Genomic DNA, 15827 nt, shown 5'->3' with positions numbered 1-15827 from the left:
CTCATGTCCGCTGACTATTTCGCCGAATTCGACACTGTCCGATATGAAGGGCCCGATAGCGCCAACGATCTCGCCTACCGCTATTACGACAAGGATCGCGTAATTCTTGGCAAGCGGATGGAAGATCATCTGCGCTTCGCCGTCTGCTTCTGGCACACATTCTGCTGGCCCGGCAGTGACGTTTTTGGCGGCGGCACCTTCCGTCGCCCTTGGCATGCAGGCCCGAACGACGCTGCGGCAGCATATGCAAAGCGGGACGCTGCGCTGGCGTTCGTCGAGAAACTCGATCTGCCCTTCTATTGTTTTCATGATGTCGATGTCATGGCGGATGCCGACGGGATCGGCGCGTTCCGCAAGAGCTTCGCGGAGGCGGTCGATCATCTGGAGGAGCTTCAGGCAAGGCATGGCCGCAAGCTTCTGTGGGGCACCGCCAATCTTTTCAGCCATCCGCGCTACATGGCAGGCGCCGCCACCAATCCGGATCCGGAGGTCTATGCCTGGGCCGCGAGCCAGGTTCGCGACGCTCTGGAGGCGACCCATCGGCTTGGTGGGCAGAATTACGTCCTGTGGGGCGGCCGCGAAGGATATGACACCATCCTCAACACGGAAGTCGGCATCGAACAGGAGAATTTCGGGCGGTTTCTCAGTCTGGTCGTCGATCACAAGCACCGCATCGGCTTCAAGGGCACGATCTTGATCGAGCCCAAGCCGCATGAACCAACTAAACATCAATATGATTTCGATACTCAGACCGTTTACGGCTTCCTGAAGCGCTTCGGGCTTGAAAAAGAAGTCTGCGTCAATATCGAAGCCAATCACGCGACTCTGTCAGGCCACACTTTCGAACATGAAATAGCGATGGCACGCGCGCTCGGCATTTTCGGTTCAATCGACGCCAACCGCGGCGATCATCAAAATGGATGGGATACAGACCAATTCCCCAACTCGGTGGAGGAATTGACGCTTGCCATGCTGGAAATTGTTCGCGCAGGCGGGTTCACCACCGGCGGCTTCAACTTCGATGCGAAGGTGCGCCGCCAGAGCATTGATGCGGTTGACCTCTTTCACGGCCATATCGGCGGCGTCGATTCAATTGCGCATGCACTGGTGAAAGCGGCCGCGATCATCGAAGACGGCCGGGTCGATGCGTTCCGGGCCGAACGCTATGCGGGATGGACGGGCGAACTTGGCCAGGCCGTTCACAAGGAAGACGCCACTCTTGCCTCCATCGCCGACATGGCGGCTGAACGCGACATGCAGCCGCAGCCCCGCTCCGGCCGTCAGGAATGGTTGGAGAATATGGTGAACCGCTTCTGGTGCTGACGCTGGAAGCAGGCGACTATCGGATCGATATCGCTCCCGAAAGGGGCGGATCGGTGCTGCGGTTCGACTGGAAAGGGATGCACCTTTTCCGGCGAGCCGAAGGGCCGTCGGTCGTGGATGCTGGCTGCTTCCCTCTCGTTCCTTTCTCCAACCGCATCGCATTTGGCCGTTTCAAGATGGGGGAACGACTGGTGAGGCTTGCCCCCAACTTTCCTGGAACGGACCATCCGCATACGCTTCATGGCTTTGGCTGGCTATCGCAATGGCAGGTCACGAAGGCCGAGGGTAGCAGTGCCACGCTGGAGCACGAGTACCCCGGCGGCGAATGGCCCTGGCCGTATCGCGCGAAGCAGCGCTTCGAGCTTTGCAGAGAGGGCCTGACGATGACGCTCGCTGTGTCCAATCTGGCGGATGAGCCGATGCCCGCGGGGCTCGGGTTCCACCCCTATTTCCCGCGCGATGCCGACACTGTGTATCGTGGCTTGCATCGGGGCGAGTGGCAAAACAGCGGGGACTGCCTGCCTGAGCGGCTCGATCAGCGGGAGGAGGCGCGGGACTGGTGGGACGGCGTGGCGGTGGCGCAGCGATCCGTCGATACTGTTTATACCGACAGGGCTGGTTCGCTGCGGATCGATTGGCCTCGCCGGGGCGTGTCGCTGGAGATGACACCCGATCCGGTCTTCCGACACACGGTTGTTTATGTTCCGGAAAATGCCGGCTTTTTCTGTGTCGAGCCGGTGACGCATGGGACCGACGCTCTGAATGCGAGCGGCGCTCCGGACATGCGGTGGCTTTTGAAGGATGAGAGCTTTTCGGGGAGCGTGATGCTGTCGGCGGGGGAAATCGCGAATGAAATAGCGAATTGAACGGATTCTGTGGGGCGGCGGTCCTGTCTGGACCTCTTCCTCTCCTCCCTGGGGCGCCCTTGAGGCGCCCTTTTTTTGCGGCGAACTGAGCGATGAAGCGCGACAGGCTTGCCTAGGCGCGGTGCGGCCGATAGCGATCAATCGATGAGCGGCAGGATATATTCGCGCAAGAGACGGGATGGACCCACCATGGCCGATGTCGCCACTGCTGCCGGGGTCTCGCCGATGACCGTGTCGCGGGTCATAAACGGCGACGCGCGGGTGCTTCCTGCCACGCGGGACAAGGTTCAGGAGGCGATCGGCAGACTGGGCTATGTCCCCAATCCGGCAGCGCGCAACCTGGCGGGCGCGCGCCAGTGCAGGCTGGTGCTGCTGCATACAAACCCGAGCGCCGCCTATCTGAGCGAGTTCCTGCTCGGCAGCCTTGCCTCCGCGCGGAAGAGCGACGCTGAACTGATCGTCGAACAGCATGATAGCGGCGAAAGCCCCGCCGCGTTGGCAGCGCGACTGGCCGCACACCGGGTCGATGGCGTGTTGCTACCACCGCCGCTTTGCGACGACGAGGCGCTGCTGGCGTCGCTCGCAAGCCAGCGCCTGGAGGTTGCGCAGGTTGCGACGGGCGCGCCCGCTTCCACTGCACACGCGGTCTTCATCGATGACGAGGCGGCCGCCTTTGCGATGACAATGCACCTGCTGGAGCAGGGCCATCGGCGGATCGGCTATGTTTCAGGGAGCCCCGACCAGTCCGCCAGCCACTTGCGCCGCCGGGGTTATAAGCGGGCGCTGAAAGACTTTGGCATCGATATCGAAGAGGTGCTGATCGTCCCGGGCGATTATACCTATCGGTCGGGGCTGGAGGCTGCGGAAAGACTGCTCAACCCGTCGATCCGGCCGACTGCCATTTTCGCCGCCAACGACGACATGGCCGCCGCCATCGTCGGCGCCGCGCACCGCATGGCGCTGGACGTCCCGGGCACGCTGTCGGTCTGCGGATTCGACGATACTGCCATCGCCACGGCGACCTGGCCGGAGCTCACGACGATCCGCCAGCCAGTTTCGGCCATGGCCCATCGCGCCATCACCATATTGGCCAATTCAATCCGCAGGAAAGATGGCTCTCAATCCATAGCGATGCAGCGCGTCCTGCTGCCGTTCGAGCTTGTCCGGCGCGGATCCGACGCCCGGTTGGAAGCAGGCACTTGACGCGCCACCCTGAAAAGTGATGGTAGCGCTCTCATAAGGGAGGAAGCTTTGATGCAGGCGATTGAGCGGAATAGTCTCAACCTGGCGCTGATCGGGCGCATCGTGGCCGTGGCCACGATCGGCGGGTTCATGTTCGGATATGATTCCGGCGCGATCAATGGCACGCAGGACGGCCTGAAACATGCCTTCGGACTGGGCGAGACGCAGCTGGGCCTGACAGTCAGCGCCCTGCTTCCCGGCTGCGCGCTGGGAGCGTTCATGGCCGGGCGCTTTGCCGACATCTGGGGCCGCAGGACGGTCATGATGGCGGCCGCCATCATCTTCATCATCAGCGCGGTGGCGTCGGGCGGGGCCAGTTCGGCGCTGATGCTCGCATTCGCCCGCTTTTTCGCGGGCATGGCGGTCGGCGCCGCGAGCGTCCTGTCACCGGCCTATATCAGCGAGGTCACGCCGGCCGACATACGCGGTCGCCTGTCGAGCCTGCAGCAGGTCATGATCATTTCCGGCCTGACCGGCGCCTTTTTCGCGAACTATTATCTGGCACAGACCGCGGGGTCTTCGCTGGGCATCATCTGGGGCGGCCAGCCTGCATGGCGGTGGATGTTCTGGGTGCAGGCGCTCCCCGCCCTCCTGTTCCTGACGGCACTTCTCGGCATTCCGGAAAGCCCCCGCTTCCTGGTGGCCAAGGGACGCAAGGACGAAGCGCTCCGCGTTCTCGCCCGGCTGCTCGGCACCCAGGCAGCGACGATCAAGCTGGCCGAGATCGACGCATCCCTTTCCCATGACCACCGCCCCAGCCTGGCCGACATCCGCAAGCCTGGCGGCGGGTGGCGGACGATCGTGTGGGTAGGCATTGGCCTCGCCATCTTCCAGCAACTGGTCGGCATCAACGTCGTCTTCTACTATGGCGCCAGCCTGTGGCAGGCGGTCGGCTTCACCGAAGGCGATGCGTTGAAGATCAACATCGTTTCCGGTGTGGTCTCGATCCTGGCATGCCTGGTGTCGATCATGCTGATCGACCGGATAGGCAGGCGGCCGCTGCTGCTGGTAGGATCGGCAGGCATGACGCTGACGCTCGGCACGCGGGCCTGGTGCTTCAGCCAGGCCGGGATGGTGAACGGCGCCCTGCAGATGCCGGATGCAACCGGGACAATCGCACTGTTCGCGGCGAACATCTTCGTCATCTTCTTCAATCTCAGCTGGGGACCGGTAATGTGGGTCATGCTGGGTGAGATGTTCCCCAACCAGATGCGCGGTTCCGCCCTGGCCGTCGCGGGAGCGGCCCAGTGGCTGGCGAATTTCCTCGTCAGCTCCAGCTTCCCCTTGATCTGCCCCCACCGAGTGGACCGATTGGTTTGTTAGTGGATTAAAACCGCTGGCGCCATATCCGGGTGGAGGTGGAGCGAAGCGGAACCGGAGGCCGGATATGGCGGTGTCGCCGTTTCCGGTGCCGGTGGTCGGTAGCCCAGGCTGCTATGAGGGCGGACGGTGTTGTAATGCCGCCGCCATGCTTCGATCAGCACCTTGGCCTCTGCGAGGCTGTAGAAGATCTCGCCGTTGAGCAGTTCGTCGCGAAGCGACCCGTTGAAGCTTTCGTTATAGCCATTCTCCCATGGTGATCCCGGTGCGATGTAGAGCGTCTTCACGCCGATCTGCCCCAGCCATTTCTGGACAGCTGTCGCGACAAATTCGCTGCCATTGTCGGACCGGATATTCGCTGGCGGGCCACGCGTGATGAACAGGTCGGCCAAGGCGGCCAGCACGTCTTCGTGGCGGAGCTGCCGTGCGACAATGAGCGCCAGGCATTCTCTGCTCGCCTCGTCGATGATGGTCAGGATGCGGAACTTGCGGCCATCATGCGTCCGCCCTTCGACGAAGTCGTAAGCCCATACATGCCCCGGATACTCGGGCCGCAGGCGGATACATGATCCATCGTTGAGCCACAGGCGTCCCCGCTTTGGCTGGCGCGGCGGAACCTTCAGTCCCTCACGCCGCCAGATACGCTCAACCCGCTTATGGTTCACCGTCCACCCCGCATGGCACAGCAGCGCCGTCACCCGGCGGTAACCATAACGACCATATTGCTTCGCCAAGGCGACGATGTCCTCGGTCAGCGCCTGTTCGTCATCCGCCCCACGCGGCACCTTGCGCTGTGTCGATCGATGCTGGCCCAGCACCCGGCATATCCGTCTCTCAGACACCCGGACTGGAAGCTCTCGTCGCAGATGATCGATGCAGCGCCGTCGCCGCGCGGGGCTCAGAAGTTTCCCCGTGCAGCCTCCTGCAGGATCAGCTTGTCCAGCGTCAGGTCCGAGATCGCCCGACGCAGCCGCTGGTTCTCTCTCTCCAGATCCTTCATCCGCCGCGCCTGGTCGGTCTTCAGCCCGCCATATTCTTTGCGCCAGCGATAATAGGTCTGCTCGCTGACCCCAATCCGGCGGCACGCCTCAGCGGTCGACGCCCCCTGCGCCAGCACAATCTCAACTTCACGCAGCTTGCCGATGATCTCTTCCGGCTTGTGCTTCTTGCTTGGCATTCAATGTCCCCTTCGTGGTCCAGACTATCATAGTCTCTGGGCCACTCAGCGGGGGGCAGATCACCCTGGCTTGCCAAGAACCTTGGCCTGCCGGCCACCTACGCGATGTACACCGCCTTTGCGTTGCTTTCGCTGATCTTCGTGAAAAGCATGGTGAACGAGACCAAGGGCATCGAGCTGGAAGATATGCAGGGGTAAGGGCCAAGCGCCGGGCGGAGGGAGCCTTGCTCCCCCCCTGCCCCACTTCCGATGGCCAAAAACTTGAAGAGCTGCCGAAGCCGTGCGCGGCGGCGGGTTCAGATGATCAATTGCCCGACGCCTGGTCTGCCACAAAACCAGGCCAGCTGTTCATATAGTCGATGAAGGGCGGCGATAGACCTTCATCGAGCAGATGGTCGATGGTGACGGGAAGCGCGGGCGATTCATAGGCTGCGTCGGCCCGCACGCGTTCGGGAAAATCGTGACGCAAGATGGCGCCCCGGCCGATGGTGACGAAGTCGCAGCCGGATTCGAGTACCCACGCCGCAGTTTTGCCGTCCATCACCTTCCCCGCCGCGCCCAGGCGGACACCCCCCTGGGCAGTTCGGTGAAATAGCTCATCAAGGTGCGGCCCGTGAACCGCTCATCCATGGGCTCCTTGGTCACGTCCCAGAGCGAAAGATCGAGATAGTCGATCTTCCCCTCAGCCATCGTCCGGGCAGCGACTGCAACCACCTCATCGAGCTGCTGCTCATAGCGTTCGGGGGACAGGCGCAAGCCGACCTGAAAATCGGACCGGCATGCGCTGCGGATGCCGTCGATGATCTCGAACAGCAAGCGCGCGCGGTTTTCCGGATTGCCGCCATATTGATCGGTGCGCTGGTTGACGCCGGGCGAAAGAAATTCAGCGAGGATATAGCCGTGCGCGCCATGAACCTCGACGCCGTCGAAGCCCGCCTTTTCGGCCCGCTTGGCTGCCGCGATGAAATCGTCGCGCAGCTGATACACCTCATCCAGAGACAGACCGCGCGAGCCGCTTTCCTCATGATCGGACGGGCAGACGGGGGTGCCGACAAGCTCCTTGGGCGCGCGATAGCCCGCATGGTGCAGCTGGACCGCCGAAAGCGCACCCCGTTCCCTGATGCCGGCGGCAAGCCGGATGAGTCCGTCGAGATGCTCGTCTCCGAAGATGCCAAGCTGGCCGGGAAAGCCCTGCCCCACTGACTGCACATGCGAGGCCGCTGTCATGACCAGACCGAAGCCACCGCTCGCCCGCTTCGTCAGCCAATTATATTCCTCGTCCGACAGGCGGCCATCGGGATGGCTTTGCTGGTTCGTCAGCGGCGCCAGCATCAGCCGGTTCTTCATCGCGGGGCCGCGGGTCAAGGGAAGCGGTGCGAAAAGATCGGTCATGAACTTGGGCTTTCCAAAATGGAACCGAGCGTGGCCGCTTGTTAACGGTCAAGCGCGCTAAGGGAAAGGTGGAAAGGCGAAGTAAACGGGGGAGCGGTAATCCCAATAAAAGGCGCCCTAAGCGATGACTTCGAACCCGGCGGTCAGGCCCGCGGCCTCGGCGGACGGCGCCGCCCATAGGGTGAACTGGCCCGGCTCGATCAAAGGCTTCAGGTCAAGACCAAGGAAGGCGAGATCCGCTGCCGAGAGGGTAAAGCTGACCTGCTTCGACTGGCCGGGCGCCAAGTCGACATGCTGATAGGCCTTCAGTTCCCGGATGGGCTGGGTGACGCTGGCCACCACATCCTGCACATAGATTTGCACCAGTTCGCGCGCGGCATGTTTGCCGTCATTTTTGACGGTGAGGGTCGCGCGCAGTTGCCCGTTCTTGCCGATCTGCCGGGTGGACAGGCTGAGGTCCGAATAGCTGATCTTGCCGTAGGTCAGGCCATGGCCGAAGGGGAAGCGCGCCTCGTTCTTGACGGTGATGAAGCGCGTGTTGTTCGGGCGGCCGGGGCGGCGATGCGCATAATAATAGGGAACCTGGCCTGCCGAGATCGGGAAGCTGACCGGAAGGCGGCCGGAGGGGCCAGCCGCGCCGAACAGGATATCGGCGGTCGCATTGCCGGATTCCGACCCCAGGAACCATGTTACGAGGATCGCGGGTGCATTCAGCACCGCGCCTTCCAGCGCCAGAGCGCGGCCGTTGCGCAGGGCTACGACCATGGGCTTGCCCACCGCAGCGACCGCTTCGGCAAGCGCCTGCTGCGGCGCGGGCAGGACGATGAGGTCGCGCGAGGATGCCTCGCCCGACATGGCCTCGCGCTCGCCAACTGCCAGGATGACGATGTCGGCGGCGCGCGCCGCAGCGACTGCCGCGTCGATACCACCGCTGACCGGAGACGTGACTTCACTGCCCTTGACCACCGCCACCAGCGCCGGGTCCGCGACCGCGGCGCGAATACCGGCCGCCAGGTCCACCGCTTCCTTGCTGTCGGCGAACAGGGTCCAGGGGCCATGCAGGTTGCTCTGTCCTTCGGCGAATGGCCCGATGATGGCGATGCGCTTGCCAGCGCGCGGCAGGGGCAGCAGGTCGCCTTCATTCTTCAGCAGCACGATCGAGCGCTGCGCAGCTTCCCGCGCGAGCGACAAGGCGGGTTTTGTGCGCATGCGCGCCTGCTGGCGTTTGGGGTCCATGCGGCGGAAGGGATCGTCGAACAGACCGAGCTTTTCCTTGAGCGTCAGCACGCGGCCGACCGCCTCATCCACCCGCTCCATCGGCACTTCGCCCGCCGCAACCAGCGAAGGGAGATGGTCGCGATAGATGCCGCTCGCCATGCTCATGTCGAGCCCGGCCATGATCGCAATGCGCGCGGCGTCGCGGGCGTCGGCGGCCAGGCCGCGCGCGGCGATCTCCAAGTCGCCATTATAGTCGCCGACGACCAGGCCATCGAAGCCCATCTCGCCACGCAATATGCCGGTCAGCATCTCATGGCTGCCATGGACCGGACGCCCGGCGATATCTTCGAACGCCGCCATGACGGTGGCGCAGCCCGCATCGATTGCAGCCTGGAAGGGGGGCAGATAGACTTCCCGCAGCGTGCGTTCGGAAATGTCGGCTGTATTATAGTCGACGCCGCCTTCCGCCGCGCCATAGGCCGCGAAATGCTTCATGCAGGCGGCGACCGAGCCATTGTCGGCGAGGGAACGGCCCTGGAAGCCGCGGGTGCGGGCGCGGGCCATGTCACTGGACAGCAGCACGTCCTCCCCTGCCCCCTCGACCGTGCGGCCCCAGCGCGCGTCGCGGCCGACATCAACCATCGGCGCGAAGACCCAGTCGAAACCGGTCGCGGCCATCTCCTCAGCCGCCGCCCGCGCGGTGCGCTCCGCAAGGGCGGTGTCGAAGCTTGCCGCTTCGCCCAGCGGGACCGGGAAGACGGTGCGATAGCCGTGGATGACGTCGCCTGCGAAGATCATCGGGATGCCGAGGCGGCCCTTTACCGCAGCCGTCTGGAGCTTGCGGTGGGCATCGACGCCAAAGCCGTTGAAGACGCCGCCAAGCCGCCCAGCCTGCGCGTCGCCGACCAGATTCTCGACATTCTTGACAGCGGCAGCGGGGTTGATCCTGGCAGCGGCGGCCGACGTCCAGGGCGTCGGCATCAGGGTGAGCTGGCCCGCTTTCTCCTCGATCGTCATCTGCGCGATCAGCGACTTGACGCGGCTCGACAGCGGACGGCGGACAGCCGCCATCGCCGCCGGGATGCCTGACGCCTGCCATGCGAACAGGCAGGCGGAACTGATCAGGACCGAACGCCGGCTGATGGTGGTGTCGCGAGGCATGGCGGGGAACTCCAGTGGTACGGCGATAGGGTTATGAAGGGTCGATTTCTTTGCCGCCGGCGCAGCGGGGGCTTTCAAGCCCCGCCGCCCAGGCGATGGCGCCACCGATCATCTTGCGGTGCAGCGGCTCGCCATAGGTGGACGCCGCATGGCCCAGCGCGGAATAGAAGGCGCGCCCGTCTCCCACGCAATGGGTCCAGACCATCGGATGGTCGCTGCCCATGCGGATGTCCTTGGGCTCGGTGAAGGGGAACAGCTTTTCGAACGGGCTGTAGCTTTTCTCGTCGATGGTGACGAGGATCCGATAGCCCTTGTCGCGGGGGTTGGAGGCGAAGGAATACCATTCGTCGGTGCGCCGCCAGGTCTGGGGCAGGCCCCGGGTCGCGGGATGGGCGCGATCCTCGACCTTCAGGTCCGCCGCCTGGAATTGCGGGTCCATGATATGGCCGATGAACTGCGCGCCGATGAGGTCGTCCACATACCAGCGCCAGGCATATTGCGGATCGCCGCCAGCCCCATGCAAACCGACGAAGCCCCCGCCTTTTTCCAGCCACGTGCGGAATGCATCACGCTGCTGCGGCGTCAGGACGTCGCCGCTGACGCTGTTCCAGACTACGGCCTTGAAGCGGGAGAGCTGCGCGGGATTGAACACGGCGGCGTTTTCGGTGGTGTAGCTGCTCCAGCCCCGCTGCCGGGCGATTTCTTCCAGGGCGCGGTTCGCGGCGGCGATCTGCGCGTCATCGCGAAAGCCGTTCGTCTTGGAGAAGATGAGGATAGCGGGGCCGGGAAGCTCCGTAGGCAGTTGCGGCGGCGTCTCGTCATACCTTGCGCCGATGCCGAGTACGAGACGCCCGAAATTGCCGGGCCCGACGGCGAGCATGAACATGATGGCCAGGCCAATCGCGGCAAGGATGATGATCCCTACTAGCCATTTGAGAACGCGCCACAGCCTTGCCATCATCCTCTTCACCTTATTTGATTTTCAACGCTTGGCTTCAAGAAACACCGGCCCCGACAGACCCACCGCGTCACCGGCATTGGTGGCCAGCACCAGAGCAACGGCTACATCGGTTTTACCGGCAGGGATAACGACTTCAAGAGGGCCGGGCGCTGCGGCCGCCTTGCGGCCTGCCGGGCTGCCGTTCAACAGCACCTCGCCCGACCCGGTGATGCCGGCGAAGCGCAGGGTTGCGCCGGACCTGCTCATATCACCGGCCAGCGTCACTTTCGTCGCGAGGATGACATAGCCGTTACCCGAAGCAGCCGCCGGGCGTTCCCCTGCGATTACCGGGTCCCAGCTGTTCATGTCATTGTCGGCCAGGTCGGGAATGACCTTGGGCCGCTCTGCCATGACCGGCGACTGCCGCCACATCGATACGCTCTGTTGCAGCGATGCTGGCAGCGAGTGGCGCACTTCGGCGGGGCTGACGGTGATCAGAAGGCCGCCCTGCCGCACGCCGGGCGCGCTGGCGCTCAGCGACAGTTTGCCCGACGAGCCGCGGTCTGTCTGGACGATGGCCTGCGCCAGGCCGTTGAACAGCTTGATCTGGTTGCCCTTCGACGGGGCAAGGGAGACAGGATTGCCATTGCCGACGCCGATGATACGCCCATTGGTGATCGTCAGCGTCACGTCGAGATCCGCAGTCGGGACCGGGCGGCCGCGCGCGTCCAGCGCCTCGATGCGGATCGGCTGGGCATCGATACCGTCGCCAGCCAGTTTCGCCCGATCCGCGACCAGGCGCAGGCGCACGGGCGCGCCGGTCGTCTCCACCCTGTCACGCTGGACCATGCGCTCCCCGCGCCAGCCCCGCGCTTCCAGCATACCCGTCTCATAGGGCACGTCGAAGCTGATCATGTCATAGGGATCGGGCTTGCCCTCCCCTACCTTCTTGCCATTGCACCACAGCTCGACCCGGTCGAGATTGGTGGCGAGCATGACCTTTACCGGCTTTCCTTCCTGCCCCTGCCAGTTCCAGTGCGGCCGGATATGCAGAACAGGCTCATCCTTGATCCACAGCGCGCGGCGAATGTAGAAGGCCGCCTTGGGAAAGCCGCACAGATCCATGATGCCGAAATAGCTGCTGTTGGCGGGCCATCTGTGCGGCGTCGGTTCGCCATGGTAATCCATGCCAGTCCACACGAAGCCACCGGCCATGAACGGCCGGGTATCAATGGATTTCCATGCTTCGCGCTGGGTCAGCCCCCATCCTGCGCGTTGCGTGTCGTCGCTGCCGGCGATCTTGCGCGCCTTGTCGGTCGTCCATTCGCCGCGGGTCATGAACGCGCTGGTATCCTCGGAACTCAGCATCGGCTTGGATGGATTTTCCGCGTGGAAACGGTCGTATGACTGCTGCTGATAGTTGAAGCCGACCACATCGACCGCCTGGCTGACATTGACCGGCGTGAACATGCCGGAATTCATGGCTGCGGTGACGGGCCTGCTGTCGTCCAGCTCCTTCACGATTGACGCAGCGCGCCGGACCATCTCAAAACCCACCGGCGTACCCTGGAAAGGTTCTTCATTGAACACGGACCACAGGATGATGCTTGGCCGGTTGCGGTCGCGCCGGACCAGCCAGGACAGCTGCTCTACGTAGTCGGGGCTGATGTTGAAATTGCGGTTCTCGTCCATCACCAGCACGCCCAGCCGGTCGCATGCGTCGAGCAGCGATACGTCCGGCGCGCCGTGCGAACAGCGGATGGCGTTCGCGCCCATCGCCTTGATCTGGCGCACGCGCCACTCCACCAGCGCAGGCGGCACGGCGACGCCGACGCCTGCATGGTCCTGGTGCAGGCAGACGCCCTTGAGCTTGGTCGGCACGTCGTTGAGGAAAAAGCCGTGCTGCCCGTCGAAACGGATGGTGCGGAACCCGCAGGGGGTCGTGCGTTCATCCACCACCTTGCCGTCGCGCAGCAGCCGGGTGCGGACGCTGTAGAGGTTCGGTTCCTCCACCGACCAGAGGCGCGGCTGGAAATCGGCGATGGTGGCAGTGACGATGCCCTGCTCCAGCGGCAGCACCTGGCCCTGGCCCGTTGCAGAGGCGACCACCGCGCCATTGGCGTCGATAAGATCGGCGACGACGGAAACGGCGGCGGGCGCCTTCTCGATCGAATAGGCGGTCACCGAGACCGGCACGGACCATGTACCATCCGCACCCTTGCGCGGATCGGCATGGACGCCGTCAGTCGAAATGCTGACCGGCGCGCGATCCACCAGCCGGACGTCGCGGTAGAGGCCAGCGCCTTCATACCACCAGCCTTCGGAGCTTTCCGCGTCGACGCGAACCGCCAGGATGTTGGGCTTCTCACCGAACAGCGCCATCGAGGTGATGTCGATGTAGAAACTGTTGTAGCCGGACCAGTTGTGCGCAACGGGCGTGCCGTTGAGCCAGACGGAGGCATTGGTCGATGCGGCCCCGACCTGGATTTCCAGATAGCGGCCCTCCAGCGAGGGATCGAGAGCGATCGTCCGCCGATACCAGCCGATGCCACGCTCGCGATAGCCCTGCGCGATATTCTGCGACTGCTGCGGCGGCTGATCCATCGCCCAATCATGCGGCAGGTCCAGCGTGCGCCAGTCGCTGTCGTTGTAGGATATTGCCGCCGCGCCGCGTGCGCCACCCGCCTTGGATGCTACATAGGTTGCCGACTGCTCCTTGAGCGGTGGCGGGACGATGTCGCCCTTCTGAAAGCGCCATCCCACATTGAGCGAGGCACCTTCGGGCGCGAAGGCAGCACCTGCCGGATCAGCCGCGAGCGGGCGCGAAGCTGAACGCGCGAAGAGACCAGCCGGAAGTAGGGACATGCCCGTGCCGCCTGCCAGCAGTTTCAGGAGGGTGCGTCTTTCCATAACTCGTCCCGGCTCTCATCGTTCAGCAGCCAGCAAGGCATAGCGATATATACACACGGAAGTAAACAGTGCGGTTGCATTTTTTGCGAAGCTGCTTTACATGCACGCTACCCATCGAACGGAGAGTATGATGAAAAAATGGATTATCGCTGCGGCCCTGATGGCGATGTCGCCGATGCCTGCATTCGCGCAGACCGCTGCTTATTCGACGAGCACCACTGAAATCGGCGCACTGCTTGACGATCCCGCAGCGAAGGCGGTCCTGGACAAGCATGTTCCGGGCATGACCGCCAATGACCAGATCGATATGGCGCGCTCGATGACGCTGAAGGACGTTCAGCAATATTCGCCCGACGAGATCACCGACAAGGTGCTGGCCGCAATCGACGCGGACCTGGCGAAACTCAAGAAGTAAGATTGAAAGGCTGGCCGGGGGACCCGGCCAGCCCGCCCTTGTGGCATAGGCGGCCAACTCGGCCGCCTTCCTGGCTGATAGCCATTATTTCAGCAGAGCAGAGCGTGGTTCATCAGAACCACCCCCGTTTCGAGCTGAAAGCCCTTCTCTTTCCTTCTGACCTGCGGCGTCTGAAGAAGTAGATATCTTCGACAGGCCCGGGGCGAACGGGGCGAGATGATCCCGACTGGCGCTCGATACTCTAACGCCATCTATCATCGTGCGCGAGTGGGTGGGGCTATCGGACGCCGCCTTCCTTTAGCCACCCTTTCGTAAAACGTCGATCAGGCCCGCAGTTCGATCAGCGCCACCCCTTCTGGCGGCAGGTCGAGCGTAAGCATTCCCTGCTTGTCCAAGCGCCGCGTTTCGGGCGGCGCGAGTTCCGCCGAGCGCCGGATCTGATCGACCTCATCCTTCTTGGGATATTGCGGCGATCCCAGTTCCCGCCATTTGGGCAGGGGCGACCCACGTTCCTGATCGACATAGCTGACGCGCACGGCCGCGCCGGGGCGCGCGCCCTTCAGCCTGACCTGTATGTTCTTGCGTTCGCCGGTTACGATCCGCTGGCTGCTCATGCCGGGTATGCCAGCGGGCTGCTTCACTTCGGCAAGGTTCCACACCAGCGCCGCCGCGCCGTCCTTCGTCCTGCTTGCGAGCGCGGGGCCGGTCGCCGCCAGCCGCCGCTGACCCAACCGATGCAACAGCTTGTAGGTATTGAACGAGGGGCGCGGGATGTTGCGCTGCGCAAGCATGCCCCAGCCGCCATCGCCTTCCTTGATGATGAAGTTGGGAAAGTTGATTTCCTCGAACACGTTGCTGATGCACCATTGCGACATGGCGTGGCAGTAGGGCAGGCAGTTGCTGATGACATGGGCGATCATCGCCGGGCTGTCAGACGACCATTCGCTAAGCCACAATTCCGCGCCCTTGTAGCGGGTAGCGTCGATCTGACTGCGGACCTTGGCCATGGCCGCGGGGATCACGTCCTTGTGAGGATAGCGATCGGCCTGGCCGAACAGTTCCTTCTGGTCGTCCCCTGCATAGATATGGGTCGATACGAAATCGACCGGCAGATTTTCCTGTGCGCAGAAGCCGAGAAATTCGGGCATCCATTGCGCCGCAGCCGTCGAAGGTCCCCCCACCCGAAGCTTTGGGTCGACCGCCTTGATCGCCTGCGCCGCGGCCTTGTACATGGCGAAATAATCCGCCTGGGTTCCGCTAAAAAACCAGGTGAGGTTGGGCTCGTTCCAGACCTCGAAATACCATTGGCGCACTTCATTCGCGCCATAGCGGTCGATCAGATGCCGCACGAACACGCCAATAAACTGCCCCCAGGCGTCGGGCGACGCAGGTGGCGTGATGTTGGCATTGTAGGTGAAGTTGAGCTTCGTGTTCCCGCTCGCCAGCTTCTTGGGCATGAAGCTCAGTTCGACGAAGGGCTGGACGCCGCGCTCCAGCAGGCCGTCATAGACGGCATCGACATTCTGGAAGTTCGGGTCCTTGCCATTCAAGCCGCCCGGCCAGACGCCGAGGTCATCATTGAAGATGCCGTGGAAGCGCACCCGTTCGAGGCCTGTTTCGGAGCGGAAACGCTCCAGATCGGTCCGCCACGCCTCACGCAGGGTCGCGGACGCACGATCGGAACCAGCGCAGCGCGACCAGATATGATCAAGTGCGCCCGTTTCCTGGCGCAAATCGATTTCGACCTGCTCGGTCGCGGTCTGGCCAAATGCCGTGCGTGCAAAGGAAGAAGCGGCGAATGCGGCTGCGCCCGCACCCATGATTTCCCGGCGATTCCACATGATTCAGATTCCTTTCGCGCCG

At 63.4% G+C, this 15827-nt stretch carries 12 protein-coding genes; 5 read left to right on the top strand and 7 right to left on the bottom strand.

Features of this window, described 5'->3' with window-relative positions; all coding sequences use genetic code 11:
* Positions 1 to 3 precede the first annotated feature (3 nt).
* From xylA to B6S01_RS13060, 4 genes are all read left to right on the top strand, one after another.
* Positions 4 to 1323: a xylose isomerase gene (gene xylA, locus B6S01_RS13075; RefSeq protein WP_037467899.1), complete on the top strand. Its 1320-nt coding sequence runs from the start codon at positions 4 to 6 to the stop codon at positions 1321 to 1323.
* Entirely contained in the window at positions 1287 to 2189 is a 903-nt protein-coding gene (locus B6S01_RS13070) for an aldose 1-epimerase (RefSeq protein ID WP_081570413.1), read from the top strand. Before xylA ends, B6S01_RS13070 begins: the two co-directional genes overlap by 37 nt.
* Before the next feature lie 144 nt (positions 2190 to 2333).
* Entirely contained in the window at positions 2334 to 3392 is a 1059-nt protein-coding gene (locus tag B6S01_RS13065; RefSeq protein ID WP_037467900.1) for a LacI family DNA-binding transcriptional regulator, read from the top strand.
* Positions 3393 to 3443: 51 nt separating this feature from the next.
* Complete coding sequence (locus tag B6S01_RS13060) at positions 3444 to 4754, top strand: sugar porter family MFS transporter (protein WP_081570412.1); 1311 nt, start codon at positions 3444 to 3446, stop codon at positions 4752 to 4754.
* Here the strand turns inward: B6S01_RS13060 and B6S01_RS13055 are convergent.
* The 6 genes from B6S01_RS13055 to galA form a co-directional block, all read right to left on the bottom strand.
* Positions 4751 to 5928 (bottom strand): IS3 family transposase gene (locus B6S01_RS13055; RefSeq protein WP_094182605.1). Its coding sequence is split into 2 segments (ribosomal slippage): positions 4751 to 5664 and positions 5664 to 5928, totalling 1179 coding nucleotides; the frame shifts between segments, so codons are not numbered across the junction. The genes B6S01_RS13060 and B6S01_RS13055 overlap by 4 nt on opposite strands.
* 304 nt (positions 5929 to 6232) lie before the next feature.
* Entirely contained in the window at positions 6233 to 6469 is a 237-nt protein-coding gene (locus tag B6S01_RS21630) for a hypothetical protein (RefSeq protein ID WP_234810768.1), read from the bottom strand.
* Positions 6469 to 7320, bottom strand: a complete 852-nt coding sequence (locus tag B6S01_RS13050; RefSeq protein ID WP_234810767.1) for an NADH:flavin oxidoreductase — start codon at positions 7318 to 7320, stop codon at positions 6469 to 6471. Before B6S01_RS13050 ends, B6S01_RS21630 begins: the two co-directional genes overlap by 1 nt.
* Before the next feature lie 117 nt (positions 7321 to 7437).
* Positions 7438 to 9699 carry a glycoside hydrolase family 3 N-terminal domain-containing protein gene (locus B6S01_RS13045; RefSeq protein WP_037467053.1) on the bottom strand — a complete coding sequence of 754 codons (2262 nt, stop codon included), beginning with the start codon at positions 9697 to 9699 and terminating at the stop codon, positions 7438 to 7440.
* A gap of 31 nt (positions 9700 to 9730) precedes the next feature.
* Complete coding sequence (locus B6S01_RS13040) at positions 9731 to 10660, bottom strand: ThuA domain-containing protein (RefSeq protein WP_051908333.1); 930 nt, start codon at positions 10658 to 10660, stop codon at positions 9731 to 9733.
* Positions 10661 to 10681: 21 nt separating this feature from the next.
* Positions 10682 to 13549 carry a beta-galactosidase GalA gene (gene galA, locus B6S01_RS13035; RefSeq protein WP_037467050.1) on the bottom strand — a complete coding sequence of 956 codons (2868 nt, stop codon included), beginning with the start codon at positions 13547 to 13549 and terminating at the stop codon, positions 10682 to 10684.
* A 130-nt stretch (positions 13550 to 13679) separates the two neighbouring features.
* Here galA and B6S01_RS13030 point away from each other — a divergent pair, with 130 nt between their 5' ends.
* Positions 13680 to 13964: a hypothetical protein gene (locus tag B6S01_RS13030; RefSeq protein ID WP_037467068.1), complete on the top strand. Its 285-nt coding sequence runs from the start codon at positions 13680 to 13682 to the stop codon at positions 13962 to 13964.
* Between the two features lie 323 nt (positions 13965 to 14287).
* On the opposite strand, the gene B6S01_RS13025 is transcribed toward B6S01_RS13030, so the two are convergent.
* Positions 14288 to 15805, bottom strand: a complete 1518-nt coding sequence (locus tag B6S01_RS13025; RefSeq protein ID WP_037467047.1) for a GH39 family glycosyl hydrolase — start codon at positions 15803 to 15805, stop codon at positions 14288 to 14290.
* Between the last annotated feature and the right edge of the window lie 22 nt (positions 15806 to 15827).

The organism is Sphingobium herbicidovorans (assembly GCF_002080435.1).
In the GTDB taxonomy this organism is placed as follows: domain Bacteria; phylum Pseudomonadota; class Alphaproteobacteria; order Sphingomonadales; family Sphingomonadaceae; genus Sphingobium; species Sphingobium herbicidovorans.
The sequence above is the reverse complement of the archived record's forward strand: the minus strand, read 5'-3'. Positions and strand labels throughout refer to the sequence as shown.